Annotated in this window: 17 protein-coding genes; 11 read left to right on the top strand and 6 right to left on the bottom strand. The window is 68.0% G+C overall.

Going from position 1 to position 18,633, the window contains the following annotated elements; genetic code table 11:
* Window positions 1-105: 105 nt before the first annotated feature.
* Window positions 106-387 carry a hypothetical protein gene (locus ACWEH3_RS33990; RefSeq protein WP_450025576.1) on the bottom strand — a complete coding sequence of 94 codons (282 nt, stop codon included), beginning with the start codon at window positions 385-387 and terminating at the stop codon, window positions 106-108.
* Window positions 387-620, bottom strand: coding sequence for a MerR family transcriptional regulator (locus ACWEH3_RS33985; RefSeq protein ID WP_159850523.1), 234 nt, complete (start codon window positions 618-620; stop codon window positions 387-389). The genes ACWEH3_RS33990 and ACWEH3_RS33985 overlap by 1 nt, the downstream gene beginning before the upstream one ends.
* Window positions 621-742: 122 nt before the next feature.
* On the opposite strand from ACWEH3_RS33985, the gene ACWEH3_RS33980 reads away from it, so the two are divergent.
* From ACWEH3_RS33980 to ACWEH3_RS33965, 4 genes are all read left to right on the top strand, one after another.
* Window positions 743-1,114 carry a GntR family transcriptional regulator gene (locus ACWEH3_RS33980; RefSeq protein WP_450025579.1) on the top strand — a complete coding sequence of 124 codons (372 nt, stop codon included), beginning with the start codon at window positions 743-745 and terminating at the stop codon, window positions 1,112-1,114.
* A gap of 125 nt (window positions 1,115-1,239) precedes the next feature.
* Window positions 1,240-2,259 (top strand): hypothetical protein, encoded by a 1,020-nt coding sequence (locus tag ACWEH3_RS33975; RefSeq protein ID WP_452358474.1) that lies wholly within the window; start codon window positions 1,240-1,242, stop codon window positions 2,257-2,259.
* Window positions 2,256-2,834, top strand: coding sequence for a cysteine hydrolase family protein (locus ACWEH3_RS33970; RefSeq protein ID WP_450025583.1), 579 nt, complete (start codon window positions 2,256-2,258; stop codon window positions 2,832-2,834). The genes ACWEH3_RS33975 and ACWEH3_RS33970 overlap by 4 nt, the downstream gene beginning before the upstream one ends.
* A 518-nt stretch (window positions 2,835-3,352) precedes the next feature.
* A complete protein-coding gene (locus tag ACWEH3_RS33965; protein WP_450025585.1) occupies window positions 3,353-4,483 on the top strand; it encodes a hypothetical protein in 1,131 nt (376 codons plus the stop codon).
* Window positions 4,484-4,557: 74 nt separating this feature from the next.
* On the opposite strand, the gene ACWEH3_RS33960 is transcribed toward ACWEH3_RS33965, so the two are convergent.
* The gene (locus ACWEH3_RS33960) at window positions 4,558-4,986 is read right to left on the bottom strand and encodes a hypothetical protein (RefSeq protein ID WP_450025587.1); all 429 of its coding nucleotides are present in this window, start codon (window positions 4,984-4,986) and stop codon (window positions 4,558-4,560) included.
* The gene (locus ACWEH3_RS33955; RefSeq protein ID WP_450025589.1) at window positions 4,983-5,795 is read right to left on the bottom strand and encodes a ParA family protein; all 813 of its coding nucleotides are present in this window, start codon (window positions 5,793-5,795) and stop codon (window positions 4,983-4,985) included. Before ACWEH3_RS33955 ends, ACWEH3_RS33960 begins: the two co-directional genes overlap by 4 nt.
* Before the next feature lie 243 nt (window positions 5,796-6,038).
* On the opposite strand from ACWEH3_RS33955, the gene ACWEH3_RS33950 reads away from it, so the two are divergent.
* Window positions 6,039-7,277, top strand: coding sequence for a hypothetical protein (locus tag ACWEH3_RS33950; RefSeq protein WP_450025591.1), 1,239 nt, complete (start codon window positions 6,039-6,041; stop codon window positions 7,275-7,277).
* 275 nt (window positions 7,278-7,552) lie between these two features.
* Window positions 7,553-9,037 carry a hypothetical protein gene (locus ACWEH3_RS33945; RefSeq protein WP_452358473.1) on the top strand — a complete coding sequence of 495 codons (1,485 nt, stop codon included), beginning with the start codon at window positions 7,553-7,555 and terminating at the stop codon, window positions 9,035-9,037.
* A 69-nt stretch (window positions 9,038-9,106) separates the two neighbouring features.
* Here the strand turns inward: ACWEH3_RS33945 and ACWEH3_RS33940 are convergent, their stop codons facing one another.
* Complete coding sequence (locus tag ACWEH3_RS33940; protein WP_450025595.1) at window positions 9,107-9,343, bottom strand: hypothetical protein; 237 nt, start codon at window positions 9,341-9,343, stop codon at window positions 9,107-9,109.
* Window positions 9,344-9,580: 237 nt separating this feature from the next.
* On the opposite strand from ACWEH3_RS33940, the gene ACWEH3_RS33935 reads away from it, so the two are divergent.
* The 3 genes from ACWEH3_RS33935 (at window position 9,581) to ACWEH3_RS33925 (ending at window position 16,560) form a co-directional block, all read left to right on the top strand.
* Window positions 9,581-10,105 (top strand): hypothetical protein, encoded by a 525-nt coding sequence (locus ACWEH3_RS33935; protein ID WP_450025597.1) that lies wholly within the window; start codon window positions 9,581-9,583, stop codon window positions 10,103-10,105.
* A complete protein-coding gene (locus tag ACWEH3_RS33930) occupies window positions 10,102-12,804 on the top strand; it encodes a relaxase/mobilization nuclease domain-containing protein (protein WP_450025599.1) in 2,703 nt (900 codons plus the stop codon). The genes ACWEH3_RS33935 and ACWEH3_RS33930 overlap by 4 nt, the downstream gene beginning before the upstream one ends.
* 741 nt (window positions 12,805-13,545) lie before the next feature.
* Complete coding sequence (locus tag ACWEH3_RS33925; protein ID WP_450025601.1) at window positions 13,546-16,560, top strand: Tn3 family transposase; 3,015 nt, start codon at window positions 13,546-13,548, stop codon at window positions 16,558-16,560.
* A 66-nt stretch (window positions 16,561-16,626) separates the two neighbouring features.
* Here the strand turns inward: ACWEH3_RS33925 and ACWEH3_RS33920 are convergent, their stop codons facing one another.
* Complete coding sequence (locus ACWEH3_RS33920) at window positions 16,627-17,616, bottom strand: threonine dehydratase (protein ID WP_450025603.1); 990 nt, start codon at window positions 17,614-17,616, stop codon at window positions 16,627-16,629.
* A 340-nt stretch (window positions 17,617-17,956) separates the two neighbouring features.
* Here ACWEH3_RS33920 and ACWEH3_RS33915 point away from each other — a divergent pair, with 340 nt between their 5' ends.
* Window positions 17,957-18,157 (top strand): recombinase family protein, encoded by a 201-nt coding sequence (locus tag ACWEH3_RS33915; RefSeq protein WP_450025605.1) that lies wholly within the window; start codon window positions 17,957-17,959, stop codon window positions 18,155-18,157.
* A 179-nt stretch (window positions 18,158-18,336) separates the two neighbouring features.
* The coding region (locus tag ACWEH3_RS33910; RefSeq protein WP_450025607.1) for a hypothetical protein at window positions 18,337-18,633 on the top strand (297 nt) is incomplete at its 3' end.

Genomic DNA, 18,633 nt, shown 5'->3' with positions numbered 1-18,633 from the left:
GGGGCCAGATCAAACCGTCACAACCATGCCCGGCGCGTCGCAAGTGGGGCCAACTCAGACCGTCACACCGGGGCCAGATCAGGCTGCCACAGCCAAGCCGCTCCATCACGCCGCCACCACCGATCCGGCGGCGGTCTGCGCGATATCCACGACAAGATGCGGAGCGCGAGGCGCGCCCAGCCGCGCGATCGCGGCGGCGGTGGTCAGCTGCTCCATGCACGCGGCGCCCGCAACCATCGACTCGCGGTCGAGCAGGTCATCGACCAGCCGCTGCATCTCGTGCAGCTCGCCGCGCAACCGCGCCACCTCAGCGGTCAGAACCGCCACGAGCTGATCAGAGGTCAGATCCAGAGCAGGCCCAGCGGGCCGGACATCGAGGGCGGTCATCACGCCGACACCTCGTGCTGGAGGTCGGCGGTGTGCATCGGCTTCGCCAGGCTCAGTACTTCGTCGCGGTCGACGTGAATGTGGCCGGACGGCATACGCCAGCCGGTCAACCTTCCCTGTGCGATCCAGCGGCGAAGCGTCCGCGGATGCATGCGCACCAGGCCTGCGCCTTCCGCCAGCCGGATCAGAGTCCCTGCCGCTTCGGCATCCCTCCGAATGTGTGCTTGTGTCACGACATGTCCTAACTACTCATACCTACTGATACCAATGAGTCAGTACAGCAAGGAACTCATTGGTAGTCAATAGGTATGAGCGGTATGAGACTTGGTGAGACCTGATCACTTAATCTGGCGTTATGACCAAACGACCCGGACGACCTCGTTGGCAGCTATTAGCCGACGATCTCCGGCAGCGGATCAGCTCAGGCGACTACTCCCCGGGCGACCAACTGCCGGCGAAGACCAGCCTTGCGGAGCAGTGGGAGGTGTCGGTCAACACCGTTGAACGCGCGCTGACCGAACTGCGAGACGAAGGACTCGTCGAAACCTTCCACGGCCTCGGCAGCTTCGTGCGCTCGCAGCCTGAACCCGAAGCGGTCGAGGGCGAACTCGAAGAGATCCGGGAGCGTCTCGCTCGACTCGAAACTCAGATGGAAGAGGTCTACTCCAACCTCAGCCTCCATCACCCATCCGCGTCTTCTGACACGTCGACCCAGGAGGCGGGGTGAATGTCAGTCGCCTCCCAGACAGCCCCGGTACCGTGACCGGCCTGCACACGAGGCGATCGAGCTACCACCCCAACTACTCCGCCATCGCGAAAAACCGCGTCGCCATGGCGCGTTCGACAGCAGGGATGTCCCCGAAGACCTTCGCCGAAGCCCTGAGTCGACTTGTCGGCCGGGATATCAAGCCCGGCCACGTCACCTCCTGGGAAACCACCACCACACCGCCCGGTGATGTCCTCCTCGCCGTGGGCGCGCTCGCTCCCACGGCCAGCAGCCGGATCGGTGTCCGCTCACACAAGCTCATCGTGGCATACATCGGCCCTGCTGGCGCGGAGAGGCTGCGCACCGAACTCGGCATGGAAGAGACGACCGGCTACCTCGGCAAAACGCCGTGTTGGACCGCGGGCCTGGAAGACGCCGGCGACGAGTGCACCCTCATCGTCTGGCCCTGGGGAACCGCGATCATCCACCTCGTCGAAGACCTCGACATCCCCGACGTGACCACCTTGGCGATCTGGCGGTACCAGTCGTATGTGGAAAACCTGGAATGGGCGAGTACACAGCTCAGCAATCTGACTGGCGAGCCCGTTCAAGCGGCCTACGTGCTGAGCCTCTACTGGGTGTACTCGGCCCCCTGGATCGGTCCCACCCTCGAAACCGGACTGCGCCTGATCTGCGCACCGCGCATCCTCGTCGATCGCGACCTCACCGACCCGGCCGCCGCCCAGGTCAACGGCGAGCGGGTCGAACAAGAACTCTTGACCGCTGGTTACCAGCGCCCGGACATGAAATCGTTCGGCACCCCGGGTGTCTCAAGCGCATGGGCAAGCTGGTCCGGCGTCGTCTACCACCCGCACGACCCGCTGCGAGCACTACCCGAAGGCGATCTCGTCGCCTTCGAGATCGGCCTCCAAGCCGTGTGGGCTCTGACAGCTCACATCAACGAGCAGGTCGAAAACGGCGCAGATCCAGAGGTCCGCGACCGCTACGGGTACGGATTCCTGCGCGCAGCCCGATCCGTACTGCTCACGCCCCGGCCACAAGAGACCGGGCAACACCAGCAGATGCGCGACGCGATCGTGAACACCAGTGGCCTACCGGGACAACTGAACCTGGCCATGGAAGCACTCAAGGAGGCAGGTCGATGACCATTCGACTGGAGAAGGCGGCCCTGTTGGTCGTCGACGCACAAAAGGGTTTCGTCAACCAGCACAGCGCGCCCGCAATCCCGGTTGTCCTCGACCTGGCCACCCAGTGGGCAGCTACCGGCCGCCCCACCGTCTTCACCCGGTACTGGAACTACGCGGGCAGCCCGTACGAAACCCTGATTGGCTGGCGCGCCCTCTACGGACCGCCCGACACCGATCTCGTCGACGAGCTGGTGCCGCTCACGGCTCACGCCAATGCGCACACCCTGGACAAGACCACCTATACCGCACTGACCGACGAGGGCCTGGCCCTGCTCGGCGAGCTGGCCGTCACCGACCTCATTATCTGCGGAATCGCCACGGACGCATGTGTTTTGAAAACGGCACTGGATGCTTTCGAGCGCGGGTTTGTGCCATGGGTCGTGCGAGACGCAGTGGCGTCAAACGCGACTCGCCATCCCGCCCAAGAGATCCACGACTCGGCCCTACTGCACATCTCCCGCCTCGTGGGCGCCGGCCAACTCATCGAAGCCAGCCACGTCCGGGATGTCATCGAAACCGCGCCTGCGACATGAACATGTGAGCGGCGCGCCTCCCGCGTATTTTCTGAAAAATCCAGTAGACCTTGACGACATGACAGTTAGAGGACGCCCCTCAAAGGGTGATCGCGTCGTCACTATCACGACGCGTCTTCCGTCCGAAGTGCGCGACGAAGTTGACCGCATTGCAGGTGAGCGAGGCACATCAGTCAGCCAGATCGTCGCTGACCTCGTGTCGCGTGCACTTGGGCGTGAGGATCTCGTCCTCGACCTCACCCAAGGAACACTGCCGATGACTGCGGCTTAGGCAACCGCACCCCAAATAGACGAAGGCCCCCCAGTTAGCCGCTGGGGGGCTCTTCAAAGGCCCTGATAGGACCACGCTTTTGCGAAGCGGTTCTCAGGGTAGCAAGGCCGCACGTCCGCAACAAAGAATCTCGACCGGTGTAGCCGGTCACGATTCTGTGGATGTCTCGACCGAGCTGCCCTCTCGTGTGTCTGGACGAGGTTGCACCTCCTCCCCCCGCCGCCGTCGCGGACCGACGCCGCTGGCTGTGCTGTTTCCGTTGCCTCCGTTGCGCCTCGAGCTGGCTGAGGACGTCTACACCGCTGTCCCGGCGTGCTGGTGGTCGCGTGAGCGGTGGATCGCGCACAACCTCGCGCTCTACGACGAGCACTACGCGCAGCTGCGCGCCGAGGAGAAGGTGGACTCGGTCGGCCGGCGCACGTTCGAGCATTACCTCATCGCCGAGTCCGGTGGCGCCGACTACGCGACCGGCCGCAACTCCCGCGTGACGATCAACCAGTTGCAGGCCGCGACCCTGCGCAGCGAATCCACGATGCACCGCTGCCGACGCCTGGTGAACACCCTGGGCACCCGCACCGTGGTGTTCCGTGGCCGCCAACGCACCCGCCTCGAGCGGCTGGACTCCTGGCGGCGCGGAGACCGGGCCCGCGGCTGGGCCGCAGTGTCCGCGCTGCACGAATCATCCACTCTGCCTGTGGATAACGAGACCGTGGAAACACTGCTCCACCAGGGTTTTGGCACCCCACCGGGGCGAAGCTCCGGTCCGCTTGTCCTCTCACGCCCAAAATCGGTTTCTCCACCACAGAACGGGATGAAAGGACGCGCTGCGCGCGGCCAGGACAAGAAGGGGCGGCGCAAGAAGGTCCGCTCGTACGACTCCAGAGCACTCCTATTGGGGGCCAGAGTGCGTTCTGACGCCCGAAATCCGCTCTGGGTACGCCAACTAGGGGTCCAGGGGCTGGCGGCCGTGCTGACGCGCCGCGCGGTGGCCGGGTGGCAGGCCGACGACGTGCACGCCGCCCTCGACGAGGTGTACCTGTCCGGGCGGCGGATCTTCGACCGGCCCCGCGACCCGTACGCCTACTTGGCGTTCCTGCTGTCCGGCACGCCGGTCGACGAGCCGCCGATGCTGCTGGACCGGGCGCGGGAAGCCAGCCTCGAGGCCGAGCGGCAGGCCCGCCAGCGCGCCGAGCGAGACGCACGCCGCGCCGAGGCGATGGCGAAAATCCCTGCGGCGCCGGATTCCCCGGCCCGCGCTGCGGCGCTGGCGGCCGCTGCCGCGGCCGGGCACCGTGCGATCGGCAAGGCTGCCGCTGCCCGCCAGGCCGCCGAGTCCGCTCGCCGGGAAATCGCGCGTTTGGCCCGTGAGCAGGACTGATCCTGCTTCTTTCACTGGGGAATGCCTCGCGCACGCGCGGGCGCGCGTACGCGCGAGAACCACACCGCAGGGTGTCACTCGGTGTAGCGGGTGATGTCGGCTTGGATCTCCGGTGGCAGCAGATGCCAGTCGATGCCGTGGCGCTCGCACGCCTCGCGGATGTAACCGGCCAGCAGTCCCGCCGCGGTGCCCCGCCCGAGCGCGGCGTCGCGTTCGGCGATGAGCTCGTCGCGGCGGTCGGCGGCTTTGCGGGTGGCTGCTGCCCAGGCGTGGGCCGCATCGCGAGCCGACTTGCGGCCGCGGGCCTCGGCCAGGTCACGGGCATGGCCTCGCGTCTCGCGCGGACGCGCGCCCGCGCGCGAGACGGATTCCCTGGTGGCAGGCGGGGTCGGCGGCGGTGGGGTGGGTTGTTCGGTGACCGCCGGCGGTTTCGCGGAAACCTCCCACATGTCGTCCTCCGACAGCAGGGACTTGCGGCGGCGCGGCGGCTCGCTGCTGGTCATGCGGCGGCCTCGAGCATGCGCGCGGCGATCGGGGAGAACACGTCTTCGGACAAGATCCGCAGACGGGTGTCCTTGGACTGGTCGAAGGCGATGCCCTTCTTCGTGGCGTCGGTGATGCCGACCCACAGCGGAATCCTGTTCTCGATCCAGACCGGGACTCCGGGGAAGTGCCGCGCCATGCCCTCGATGATCTCGTCGGCGGCTTCGCGGCCGGAGGTGGTCTCGCGCCACTTGTTCATGATCGTGCCGATGATCCGCAGCTGCGGGTTGTAGTTCTCGCGCACCCGGGCGATGGTCTTGCCGAGCAGCGCCAGGCCGTTGCCGGACCATTCGTCGGCCTCGGTCACCAGCACCACGGCGTCGGCGGCGGTGAGCGAGTTCTTCAGCATCTGCCCCAGCAGCGACGGCGGGTTGTCGACGATGACCAGGTCGTAGTCGCCGCGTACCGGCGCCAGTGCGTTGCGCAGCGCGGCTTCGCGCCCGTACTCGGCGAAGGTGAGCCTGCTGTCGGCGATGGACAGCCGCGCCCCTCCCGGCGCGAGGTCCACACCCTCCCAGATCGTCGGCACGATCACTTCCCGCAGCGCGATCCCGCTGTCGGGGGTGATCGCGTCGGCGAGGGTGATCTCATCGGCGGCCAGCGGATCCCGGGCCAGGGTTCCGGTCACGTTGCCCTGGGGATCCATGTCGACCACCAGCACCCGGGCACCGTGGTACCTGCTCGCGGCGCGGGCCGTGCAGATCGTGCACGTGGACTTGCCCACGCCGCCCTTCTGGTTCGCCATCGCGACCACAACCGCATCAGCCATCTCGGCGCGCTCCCTTTCCCGAGCCGGGGCCAACCCCGGCGGGCCACAGTTCCCGGCCACGATGGCACACCGCCCGGCGACGCCGCGAGCGGACACGCAGCCCGGCAGCCGCTCGGCCCCACGTCTCGCGCGTGCGCGCGTACGCGAGGCCCCGCATAAATATCCGTTACGTCATTTTCTAACGTTATTTCTAACGTAATATTACAACGTTGAATACTGACGTTTTATGGTAGAATTGATGGTATGAGCGATGAGCACGCAGAAGCGCCCGAATCCGCCGATCGCGGCGCGGCGGACGGCGGCGACCAGGGAAAACGGCGGGGATGTCAGTTCCCGATGAGCATCGACCCGCAGACGGGGGAGTTCGTGCCGCACGGGGCCCCTGTGGGAGTGGGTGAGCGGCGCGGGCGGGGCATGGGCCGGCCATCGGAGTACTGCGGTGCCCTGGTGGTCGGCGAGGACGGGATCGCGCGCCAGCACGACCGGACCACGGCGTACGCCCGCCGGAAGGAGTTGGAGCGCCGCGGCCCGGACGCACCGGCTGCCCCGGTGGAGTCCCCGGCGCGGCCGGTGACCTCGGCGCGGGCGACGCTGACCGAGCTGCTCGAGCAGTTCCAGGTCCTGGCGACGGCGCACCAGTCCCAGCTCGCGGGCCTGGTGGAGCGCGTCGCGAAGGTCGCCACCCTGGCCGGGGACCCCGACTCCGCGGAGTTCGAGGTGACCGCGACCCGCCGCGCCGCCGACGAACAGATCCGGGTCGCGACCGCGCGCGCCGAGGAGGCCGAGACCGAGGCCGCCGCAGCCCGCCGCGAACTGGCCCGCGCGATCGAGGACCGCGAGATTGCCGAGGGCGCCGCCGAAGACGCCATCGCCGACCGGGATGAGCAGGTCGCCGCCGCGAACGCCGAGGCCGAGCAGGCCCGCGCCGACGCCACCGCCGCGCGCGAGGAGCTGGAGCGGGTACGCGCCGCAGCGGCCGAGCAGGTCGCCACCGCGAAACGCGAGGCGCTGGAGCTGGTCGAACGGATCGAGCGGGAAGCCGACAACCGTATCGCGCTGGCCGACCGGTCCGCCGCCGAGCGGATCGAACGCGCCGAACAGGCGGCAGCGGCCCAGATCACCGCCGCGAACGACGCCCGGGATACCGCCGTGGCCGCCCGGCATCGCGCCGAAGCGGAACTGGCGGCCGCGGTGCAGGCCCGCGACGACGCCCGCACCGAACTCGAGGCGCATCGCGCCCAATCACGCGATGATGTCGCGCAGGCGAGGGCCGACGCCGCGGGCGCGCGGGAGGAACTGGCCCAGGCCCGGACCGAAGCCCGCGCCGATCGCGACCAGATGCGCGCCGACCACGCCGCCGAACTCGCCCGCGTCCAAGCCGCCGGCGAGGCCCGCGCCGCCACGCTGGACCAGGCGCTCACAGCGGCCCGAGAAACCATCTCCCGACTCGAAGCCCAGATCACCCCGAAGGGGAACCGCTGATGTTCCGTCGCAAACCCAACCCTGATGGCACCGCCGCGCGTGGTGCCGATGATCCGCTGTTGACCGCGGAGCTGCCCGAACGGGTGGCGACCGGCCGGGACCGGTTGGCCTACCAGTCCGATCCCGCGCTGCGGGAGGCACTCTCGGAGCGGGAGCTGGCGGCCGAGCGCGCGCTGGCCGAGCGGGTCCGTGAGCACGGACGCATCGAGCAGCTCGCCGAGCTGGAGACCGCTGAGGCGACCGCGGCCGAGGTACGCAAGACTACGACCGAGCTCGTGCGCACCGAGGCCCGCGACCTGATGCAGTCTCGTCGGGCGCTGGCCGATCAGCGGCGCGAGGCGTCCCCGCACGCGCAGCTGGCCCACCTGTACCGCGTCAAGCGGTGGTCCGGGCGCGCGCTGGCGAGTGTCGTGGCCGGGTCGATGCTGTTCTCCGCCGCCAACGTGCAGCACAACCTCGCCCCGGGCGGGCCGACCGAGCCGCTGTACTGGATGAGCTACCTGCTGGAGGCGCTGATCTCGACAGTGCTGGTCGTGTTCATGGTCTCCGGGTCGGCGGTGGCGCGCTGGAAGGTCGACGAGGGAGAGAAGACGATCCAGTGGACCGAGGCCGGGTTGCTGGCCGGGTCGATCCTGCTCAACACCTACCCGTACCTGCATCGGCCCGTGGACTGGGCCGGGGTCGCGGTGCACTCGGTCGCGCCGATCATGATGGGCGTGGCCCTGTTCGGCCACACCGCCGTCGCCAAGCGCATGGGCGCTGCCATCGCGAAAGCCTCACTGGAGCTGTCGGTCACCGACGACACCGCCGAACGACTGGCCGAACTGCTGGACCGCGCCCGCACCACCGTCACGCCAGCACCGCAGCAGGCAGCGGAACCGATCGCCGATGATGCGGTGCTGGCGGACTTCGAGCGCGAGTTCGCCGATACGGTCGCGCGCGCGGAGGACACCGAGGAGCTGCCGTCGCTCGCGCGCGAACCGATCGTCGCGCGCGCGACCGAGGCGGCGAGCGATGTCGCGCGCGAGAGTGTTGATCGCGCGTCGCTCGCGCGCGACGAGTCGCAGATCCCGCGCGCGGAATTCGTCGAGCCGCGCGCGAGCGAAGACACATCACCGATCGCGAGCGACACCGACATCGCGCGCGCGGACACCGCACCGGATCCGGATGTGGTCGCGCGCGAGGAGGCACACGAGGATCGCGCGTCGCGCGTCGCGCACAGCCCTGCTGAGCTGGGAGCCGATCGCGAACCGATCGCCGCGCACGAGGACGACGATGTGCCCGTAACGCGCGAGGCCGACGAGGCAGCCGCGCGCGAAGACACCGAGTCGCTCGCGCGCGATCTGAGCCCGGTTGTGACCCTGGTGCGCCCGCAGCCCGCGCGCGCGACGCGCGAAACCAGCCCTCGCTCGTCGCGCACGAACCGTTCGTCGGCCGCGCGCGAGACGGCGGTGGATGGTGCGCTCGCGCGCGCGACCGATCGGGCGTCGCGCGCGACATCACGCGCGAGCGACAGCGCCGGAAGTGGTCCGTTCGCGCGCGAACTGACACCTGCGGAAGCGACCCGGCTCGCGCGCGCGGTGCACGATCGGCGCAAGTCCAAGCAGCCGGTCGAGGTGCTGGCGAAGATCTACCTCGCCAAGTCCCAAGGCATGTCGCCCAACAGCATCGGTGACACGCTCGTGGACCTGCCGCACTCCACGGTCGGCCGGGCGATCGACGCCGCGATCGCAATATCCGGGCCGCGCGCGCTGGACTGAGCACCCGGACAACTGAAAAGCGACAGCCCCGGCGGGTCGTATCCGCCGGGGCTGTCGCGTGTTCGGAGCCTACTCGTCGCCCTCGCCGAGTCTGTCGTCGGTAGCGGTCGCCAGCCGAGCGTGGATCTCGGCCTGGCGTTGCAGGCCGGCGACCCAGTGCCAGCGCTGAGCAAGCTCGGCAGCTTTACCCGGTTCGGTGTGCATTCCGTGCTGTACCGCCTCGGTCGACACCCTGATCGCCTCCATCAGCGCCTCATGCGCATCATTCGCCAGCCATTCAGCACGCCCGAAATGAGATCCCACCATGACCCAAATCTACGGCCACTCAACACATCTCAACCCGCCCAAAAATTACTCAGTGAGGTCACGTCAACAACCCCGACCACTGATCGAATTCCCGATACACTCCTACCGAACTTCAGGCAGAGCAAGGTAACATTTACCCGGGGTAAATGATGTTTCCCCTCACGGGGTGAGGGGTCCACCCGGGGACGGGTGGTCGCTGCGCTGGGCGTCGGTGGGACCGAGGAGGAGGTGGTTGCGGTGAGCGCGGAGGTAGGCGTGCCGGGGCAGTCGGAGGTGGGTGGTCCGCGTCGTTCGCAGAACATCGCGCGGTCTCGTCGGCGGCGGCGCCGGCCGAACATCGACGGGCCGAAGCGGACTCTCGAGGTGGTGTTGTCGGAGGAGGAGTACGCGAAGGTGGCGCAGTTCGCGGAGGAGGCGAACTGCACGGTGCCTTGGTATCTGGTGCAGTCGGCGGTGGATCCGGTCGCCGCGGCGTCGTCGAAGGACGGTGGGCCGTGGTTGCCGTGGCCGCAGCGGCGGGAGGTTGTTCGGTCGCTGCTGTCGGCGTCGAGCGCGTTGGACATGATGCGGCTGCATCACGTGTCGAAGATCGGCGGCAACCTCAATCGGCTTGTGCACTTGGCGAATATCGACGGCGCGGTGCCCGAGGAGTTGTACGAGGAGCTGTTCACGGTGTCGGAGGAGCTGGCGGCCGTGGCCGAGGATCTGCGCGAGCGCGCCGAGCGCTTGGAGGAGTTGGCGCAGAAAGCGGCGCGGCGATGATTCCGAAGATCCGGCGGGGGCAGAAGCTCGGTGGTCTGGTGGTGTACCTGTTGGGGCCGGGTGACCACAACGAGCACAAGGACCGGCACATCATCGCGGGCTCGCCGACGGTGATGCGGGAGATGTGGCTGGAGCACTTCGACGGTCTCGGTGACGATGTGACCGCGGCGGCGCGGGAGGTGGCTCTCGCTGTCGCGGACGAGATCGAGATCCCGCGCCGGTTGTATGGCACGCAGGTGCGGATGAAAGCCAAACCGGTCGCGGTCGGTGTCGGTGGGCGAGAGCTCGGCTTGGATGTCATCGAGCCCGCCGGGAAGGGGGAGAAGGGGCAGTACCAGGATGCTCCGGTGTGGCATTGCGCGCTGAGCCTGATGCCGGGCGAGGAGCTCTCCGATGATCGGTGGCAGCAGATCGCCGAGGAGTTCATGGAGCGGATGGGGTTCACCGGCACCCCGGACGGCAAGCGCGCCCAGGCGCGGTGGGTGGCGGTGCGCCACGGGCTGTCCGGTGAGCAGGGGGAGGGCCAGGACCACATCCACATCGCTGCTTCGCTGGTGCGTGAGGACGGCAGCAAGGTCTCCACCTACGACTACGGGCCCGGCAAGGCCAAGGGCGATTGGCGCCGCGCGGATGAGATCTGCGGGGAGCTGGAGCGCGAGTTCGGGCTGAAGGTGTTGGCGTCGCGGAAAGAGGGCGGCGGGCTGTCGGAGAACAGCCGCGCGGAGATCGAGCGCGCCAAGCGGCTGGGTACTCCGGAGACCGAGCGGGAGCGGCTGCGGCGGATGGTGCGCGCGCACGCGGTCGCGGCCGAGTCCGAGACCGAGTTCGTGACCGGGTTGCGGGAGGCGGGGATCTCGGTCCGGGCGCGCTACGCACCGGGGGGCACCACGGAGGTGACCGGGTATTCGGTGCGCCTGCAACGGGGCGGCAGCGAGATCGGGCCGTGGGTCGGCGGCGGGAAACTCGCCGGAGATCTGTCGCTGACCGCGCTGCGCGAACAGCAATGGGACGACTCTCCCGAGGCGCGCGCCGATGCCTTGGCGGCGTGGAAGAACCGCACCAGCGGGCAGACGGGCCGGACCCGCGAAGGCGGGGTCGGGGCGTGGCAGCGGGCCGCGACCGAGGCCGAACAGTGGCGCAGCAGGCTGGCGGAAGTCCCGCACGGCGACCGCGCCCAGTGGGCGTGGCTGGCCGGGCAGGCCGCTGGCGTCTTCGCGGCCTGGTCGGAAACCCTCGAAGGCGATAAGCCCGGTGCGTTCGCGGCGGCGCAGCATGAGCTGACACGCTCGGCGCAGCTGGCGCGCCGCACCGACCGGTGGCGGCCCCCGCCCGAGCACCGCCCGAGCGCGTTCGGGGATCTGGCGCAGCTGCTTCTTGCTCACCCCGCCGGGTCGCGTCCCCGCACCCATATGTCGCGTGGCGCCCGCGACGGTGAGGCTGTCGCCGAGGTGGCCGTGCTGCTGCTGGCGCTGATGCTGATGCTTCTGCTGTTGGCTATCGCTATCGCGGTGCAAGTGGCGCGGGCGCATCGGGCCCGCGGTGAACTCGCCCGCGCCACAGCGGTGGAACAGATGACCCGCGAGCATCTGGACCCGGTGCGCGCGAGCTGGGAAAGCGAACTCCAATCCCGCCGCGACCAATGGGACCGCGACGCCGCCCAGGTGCTCACCGCCGCCGCCGGCCGCGCCGCGCACCGTGTCATCGACCGCGAAACCGCTGCGCGGCTTCGCCCAACGAGCCAGGAGCGGCGCGAGCAGCACAACCACGAGCAGAAGCAGAACCGGGAATGGGCAGACAAGGTCCTCGCCGCCGCGAGCGGACCGCTCACCCCGCCGATGCCGCCCGCCGCCGACAAGCCGCGGCGCAAGTATTACAGCGAACTGACCGACGAGGAGAAATCGCGGCTGCGGATGATGAGCGTGGTCAACGCCCAATCCGCCTCCCGTGATCTCAAGCCGCGCGGATGGACCGATGAGCTGCTCGACGCCGAGCTGGCGCACCGCCGCACCGAGGTCGAGTTGCTGGCCGCCGATATCGCCGATCGGCAAGCGGGTGGTGGCCCGCACACGCGGCAGGTCCTCGCCGACAATGCCGAACTGAGCAAGCAGGCCGAGAAGATCGTGCCCGCGCAGCAGGCCCGCGCCGCCGCCGAGGAGATCCTCGCTGAACACCAGCGCCTGGCCACGCGGAAGCAGAATCTGCAGTGGCAGCTGGAGGAGACGCCGGGCCGCAGAATGCTGGCCCGAAAGAAGCTGCACACCCAGATCACCGAAACCGACGCGGCGCTGGAAGAGCTCGCCCCGAAGCTCACCGCCGCCGAGACCGCCGCCAAAGCCGCGGCCAAGGAAACCGGTGTGCCCGTACACGAATGGGACGCGACCCTGCGCCAGGCCCACGAGCAGCAGCAGCAATGGCGGCTGCGCGCAGCCCGGGAAAAGGACCAGCGCGACCTCGACGAGGACATCTCGCACCTGCGGGGCCTGCAACGCGACCTCGACGGTGTCGAAGCCGAACACGCTCGCCGCGAACAACTCACCCCCGCCCAGCGCGAACGCGAGATCCGGATCCGCACCCAGAGCAAACCCCGGACCACGCGCCGCACGATCCAGTCGCCCGAGCCCGGCCGCGGCGCCAGCATGCCGTACCAGCCACCGGATCTCGGACGTGGTCGCGGTCACGACCACGGGCCCAGCCTGTAGGACCCCCCAACACCGAGCACCACGGTTTCGAACGGTGAACAACGCTGGATTACCCCCTGGATTAGGGCCTGGATTAGCGCAGGGTTTGGGTCCAGGGGGTAATCCAGGGGCTGATCCACCCTCTCGCAGCTGCGTGATCTGCGGTGTTTGCGTCCTGGCCCGCACCTTCGTCCGCAAGCTCCCCGATTTCCCGACCACCCTCGATCTGCGGAGTACCTGGATCAAGGGTGGTCGAGAAACCGGTTCGGGCCGGGACGAAAACACCTTCGAGACCAGACCCGGGAGCGGGGTGGTGGGGAGGGGGTTCGGTCGCCGCGTCAGCCGTGTCAGCGTGCCGTCGACCGAACACGCGGATGGTCCGGCAGAGCGCGGCGAATGCCGTCGAAGGACAGCCAGGGGTAGCGATTAGGGTCGCGACTAGCCTCGCGCAGCCGTCGCGACCCTGGTCGCGCCCCTGATCGCGAGTCTGGTCGCTACCTTGGTCGCTACTTCAGTCGCGAGGCCGATCTGGTCTGAGCTGCGGTGTTTGCGTCCCGCCCCGTCCCCTACGTTCGCGGGCTGCCGGTTTGTTGACCACCCTCGATCTGCGTACCTGGGGTCCCGGTAGTAATCGTGCGGAATACAACGACAATGGCTTCACCAGCAGTGATGGCGGGTTGTCGATTTGGGCTGTGGGGCAGTGGGATTGGTGCTTGGCTTGGCTGCCGATGGGGTTGGTCGGTGTGGCGGAGGTAGGGGTTCGTGGCGATACAGGTGTTCGCGGATGAGGAGTTGGCGCGTCTGCGGGAGTTCCCGGATATCAGCCGCGAGGAGTTGTTCCGGTTCTTCACGCTGAGCCCGGCCGATATCGCGTTCCTCACGCCGGGGCGGGGGCGTGGCCCGGCGGAGCGGCTGGGTCTGTCTATCGCGTTGTGCACGCTGCCGTGGCTGGGATTCGTTCCGGACAAGGTGGCTGCCGCGCCCGCGGTGGCGGTGGCCCGGTTGGCGCGGCGACTGGAGGTCGATGCGTCGCTGATCGGTTCGTATGGCAAGCGGGCGCAGACGCGTACCGATCATCTGCGGTTGGTGGCGCAGTATCTGGGTTGGCGGGTAGCGGGTGCGATGGAGTTCAAGGAGTTCGACGAGTTCTTGCTGGCGCGGGCGATGGAGCACGATTCGCCGACGTTGTTGTTCCGGTTGGGATGTGAGTATCTGCTTTCGGCGCGGGTGATCCGGCCCAGCCCCGACACTGTCGTTCGCCGTGTCGTGCATGCTCGCGAGCAGGCCCAGCGCGAGACCTATGACCGGCTCGCGCACGAGCTGACCCCGCGACGCTGCGCCGAGCTGGACGGGTTGCTGGTCACCGATGCCTCGATCCGGATGTCGCGATTGCGGTGGCTGGCGACCGGGCCGGTGGAGGCGTCCGCGTCGGCGGTGAAGGCAGAGGTGGAGAAGCTGGGGTTCTTGCGCGGTCTGGGCGCGGACCGCCTGGATATGTCGGTGCTGCCCGCTGAGCGGCGCCGGTTCCTGGCCACGATGGGCCGCCGCCTGACCCCGCAGGCGTTGGAGCGCCGCGATCCGCAGCGCCGGTATCCGATTCTGCTGACGGTGTTGGCGCAGTCGGGCGTCGAGGCGCTCGATGAGGTGGTGGCCCTTTTCGATCAGGCGATCTCGGCGAAGTTCGGGCAGGCGGAGCGGCGGATGCAGCAGGAGCTGGCCGAACGCGGCAAGACCGGTGAGGACCGGCAAGCACTGCTGGACGAGTTGCTCGCGATCGTGACCGATGCCGGGATCGCGGATGAGGATATCGGTGGGCTGGTCCGGGGTGAGCGGATCGGGTGGGAGCGGTTGCGGGCGGCGATCGCGCAGGCCAAACCTCGATTGCCGCGCGATCACGGACATTTGGCGGCCCTGGAGACGTCGTATTCGTATCTGCGGCAGTTCACTCCGGCGGTGCTGTCGGCGGTGCGGTTCGCTGGTGGCACCGCGGCGACGGAGCTTTTGCTCGCGGTGGACATGCTGCGCGAGCTCAACGCCACCGGCCGCCGCAAGGTCTTCGACGAGGCTCCGGACCGGTTCGTGCCGACGAAGTGGCGCGGCTACCTCGAACAGGCCCGCAAGAGCGGCAACGCCGTGGCCTACCGGCACTATTGGGAGCTGTGCGTGCTGCTCGGGCTGCGCGACGGGCTGCGCAGCGGGGATGTGTTCGTGCCGGGCTCGCGCCGCTACGCCGACCCGGCCGCCTACCTGCTCACACCCGAGCAGTGGGAGCCCCAGCGCGCCGAATTCTGCCGTCTGGTCGGCAAATCCGGCGATCCCGCCCAAGCGCTGGCCCGCGCCACCGAGGAACTGTACGAGGGGGTCGGCCAGCTCGAGCAGGTTCTTGCTGCCGGGGACGGCCCGGTCCGCGTCGATGACGAGGGCGCTCTGGTGATCTCGGCGCTGACCGCGGAGGACGTGCCGACCGAGGCGACGGCGCTGAAGAAGGAGCTGACCGAGATGCTGCCGTTCGCGCCGATCGTGTCGCTGTTGATCGAGTTGGACAAACGCACGGGCTTTTTGGACTGTTTCGTCCACGCCACCGGCAAGCAGGCCCGCAGCCCGGAGTTGAAACGCAATCTCATCGCCGTGCTGCTGGCCTACTCCACGAATCTCGGGTTGACCGGGATGGCCGAGGCGTCCGGGATCTCCTACGACATCCTGGCGTGGACGGCGGAATGGTATGTCCGCGAGGAGACGCTGCGGGCGGCGAACCTGGCGATCATCGACTACCACCAAAAATTGTCGCTGACAGCGGTTTTCGGTACCGGCACTCTGTCCTCGAGCGATGGGCAGCGTTTCCCGACTCGCGGCAAGTCGACCACCACCCGCATGGTCCCGCAATTCTTCGCTGACCAGGGCTTATCGACCTATACCCACGTCACTGATCAGCACACCACCTATGGCACGAAGGTGATCGTGACGACGCGGCGCGAGGCCCACTACGTGCTGGACGAGATCCTGGGCAACGCGCCGGATCTGCTGATCACCGAGCATGCGACGGATACCCACGGCGTGACGCTGGTCAATTTCGCGTTGTTCGATCTGCTGGGGATGCAGCTGTCCCCGCGTATCCGGGATCTGGGCCGCATCACCCTTTACCGGCCGGGCCCGCGCACAGACATGGAAGCCCGGTTCCCGCATGCGGGAGCATTGTTCACCCGGCGCTGCAATTTCGACCTGATCGCCGAGCACTATGACGATTTGCTGCGGTTGGCCGGGTCCTTGAAGTTCGGGCACGCCACCGCGTCGCTGCTGGTCGGTAAGCTGTCCGCGTCGGGCCGCCAGAACTCTTTGGCGGCGGCGTTGAAAGAGTATGGGGCGCTTCGTCGTTCGATCTACGCCGCTCGCTATCTGTCCGATCCGGACTACCGGCGCAAGATCTCGCGCCAGCTCAACAAGGGCGAATCCATTCACGCCCTCAAACGCGACCTCATCTACGCCCACGAAGGAGCCTTCCGGGCGCGGCACCTGGAAGCCCAGACCGAACAAGCATGGTGCCTGACGCTGGCCACCAACGCCGTGATCGCTTGGACCACAGAGTATTACGGGCTCGCCGTCGATCAGATGCGCCGCAGCGGCCGCCGGATCGATGACGAGGTACTGGCCCACATCAGTCCCGCGCACAGCGAGAACATCAATTTCTTCGGCGCGATCGAGGTCGACATCGATGCCGAGCTGGCGCAGCTCGGGCCCACCGGGTACCGGCCGCTACGCGTCCGCGACACCCTGTTCTGAAAGGCATTTGGCAACGCGCTGTGTCCCGGGCGTCACGAACGGGTCGTCGTCCAGGAACCGAATCGGCTACCGAACGTTTACGGGTTGCGCATTGGGTGTTTGACCAGTGAGGACGGCGGCGAACATGTCGGCGTCGATGTTTCCGCCGGTCTGGATTACCGCGACGCGTCGACTCTGCACGAGTTCACGTTCGGCGAGTAGGCCGGCGAGGGCGATTGCGCCAGCTGGCTCGGATGCGTTGTGAGAGGTCGCGAACAGTATCCGCATCGCCTCCGCGGCTGCGTCGTCGCCGACCTCGATGATGCGGGCGGCACCCGCGTTGATCGTCTCGACAGCGTCGGGGTCCGGCACGCGGCCGGCGACACCGTCGACGAAGGTGTCGGCGGTGTCTGTGGTGACAACATGTCCGGCGGCGAACGAGCGTGAATAGGCGGGAGCGCCCTGGGTGACGACCCCGACGATGTCGGTTCGCAGACCGAGTAGGTCGCGCACGCGGATCAGTCCGCTGATACCCGAGCCCATCCCGACGGGCACGTAGACGGTGTCGAGTTCACCGCAAGCCTCGAACAACTCGCGCGCGTAGGTGGCCACTCCCAGAACAAGATCGGGATGATAGGCAGGAACGGCATCGAGGCCGCGATCGTGTGCAAGTGCTACCGAGTGCTCGCGTGCCGTCTGGAAATCGTGACCGTGTTCGACCAGCTCAGCGCCGAACGCGACCATCGCGGCGTTCTTGTCGGGACTGTTGCCCTGAGGGACAACGATCGTCACGTCGAGCCCATCGGCTGTGCCGGCGAACGCGAGGCTCTGCCCGTGGTTGCCGCGCGTAGCGGATACGATCCCGCTGACGTGGGGCCGCCGAGTGCGCAACCTGTCGACGTAGACCAAGCCGCCGCGCACCTTGAACGCCCCTGTCGGCGTGTGGTTCTCATGCTTGACCCATACCTGCGCGCCCACGCGCTCTTCCAGCAGCGGCCACCGGTACTGCGGTGTCGGCCGCACCCGGCGCCGCACCAACTCCGATGCGTAGGCCAACTCGTCGAGGCTGAACGACACCCGATCAGTCTGGCAGAAGCTGCCGGGTCGGCTTCCGACGCGGGCTCCCATTCGAAATACCGTGACGAAGTTCCTGCGACCCACAGCACCCTCGTCATCGGCACCACCTGACAGTGTGATGACACCGCCATCTATAGCTGCGAGTTGACACGAGTCAGACCCAGCGCGCTGCCGTCACCGCACGATGGGTCGATAACGATCGTTTGAGTCCCAACGACGTTCCGCGGGGCCATCTTTGCGAACTCGCAGCTCGCACACCATCCGATTCGGGACACAACCCGTGGGCGATATCTAGGAGACAGAACCGGACCTGTCAGCCCTTTATGGGACAGTTCGTCGCATGGGACGGTTCGGATACGCGCGAGTATCCACCCGCGGGCAGAAGGACGACTCCCAGATCGACGCCCTCGAAGCCGCCGGGTGCGAACGGATCTGGGTCGACAAGGCATCAGGCAAACTCGCGCGGCGCCCGGAGTGGGAACTGTCCGGCGTCGAGCATGTCGCGCACGCGCATCAAGACGGTGCGGATCGACTTCGGTGAGGACAGCACTCGTTCGACGGCGGCGCGGTGTGTTCGGCGGCGGCGGTGGTGGGTAGTTTCGCCGGCGGATTCCGTGCCGCGTCCGGGTCGGTGTCGGCGTGGAATGCCTGCCACACGTCGAGGATTGTCGGTCTGAGCTTCTGGCGCGTTGCGGTGTCGGGTCCGTGGTGGCGCCAGCGGTGAGCGAGGGTGCGCAGCAGCAGTTCGGTGGCGTCGGGATCCTCCAGCAGTCGCGCGATCTGCCGCTCGAGGGAGATCCGTTCACCGCTCGGGGGCTGCGGGGGATCCTTGCCTGGGACCGGGCCTCCCTGCCCCTTGCGGGGCGGCGGCCGGCAGCGGCCTGGAAACGCATACTTCTCCTTCCGGGCCGCTGTTCGTGGCGACGGGAGCCTCGGAATTCGGTGTGCTACCTGCGCGAGTGCAAGGTTGCGATCGTCAAGTTCGCGATCGGCGAAGCCGAACTGCGCCAGGTCGGG

The organism is Nocardia sp. NPDC004718 (genome assembly GCF_053601535.1).
This window is presented reverse-complemented; position numbering and strand designations above follow the sequence as displayed.

Coding starts and splice junctions, on each gene's coding strand:
- ACWEH3_RS33990 (WP_450025576.1), bottom strand. CDS start 387: ATGACCGCCCTCGATGTCCGGCCCGCTGGGCCTGCTCTGGATCTGACC.
- ACWEH3_RS33980 (WP_450025579.1), top strand. CDS start 743: ATGACCAAACGACCCGGACGACCTCGTTGGCAGCTATTAGCCGACGAT.
- ACWEH3_RS33975 (WP_452358474.1), top strand. CDS start 1,240: ATGTCCCCGAAGACCTTCGCCGAAGCCCTGAGTCGACTTGTCGGCCGG.
- ACWEH3_RS33970 (WP_450025583.1), top strand. CDS start 2,256: ATGACCATTCGACTGGAGAAGGCGGCCCTGTTGGTCGTCGACGCACAA.
- ACWEH3_RS33960 (WP_450025587.1), bottom strand. CDS start 4,986: ATGACCAGCAGCGAGCCGCCGCGCCGCCGCAAGTCCCTGCTGTCGGAG.
- ACWEH3_RS33955 (WP_450025589.1), bottom strand. CDS start 5,795: ATGGCTGATGCGGTTGTGGTCGCGATGGCGAACCAGAAGGGCGGCGTG.
- ACWEH3_RS33950 (WP_450025591.1), top strand. CDS start 6,039: ATGAGCGATGAGCACGCAGAAGCGCCCGAATCCGCCGATCGCGGCGCG.
- ACWEH3_RS33940 (WP_450025595.1), bottom strand. CDS start 9,343: ATGGTGGGATCTCATTTCGGGCGTGCTGAATGGCTGGCGAATGATGCG.
- ACWEH3_RS33930 (WP_450025599.1), top strand. CDS start 10,102: ATGATTCCGAAGATCCGGCGGGGGCAGAAGCTCGGTGGTCTGGTGGTG.
- ACWEH3_RS33915 (WP_450025605.1), top strand. CDS start 17,957: ATGGGACGGTTCGGATACGCGCGAGTATCCACCCGCGGGCAGAAGGAC.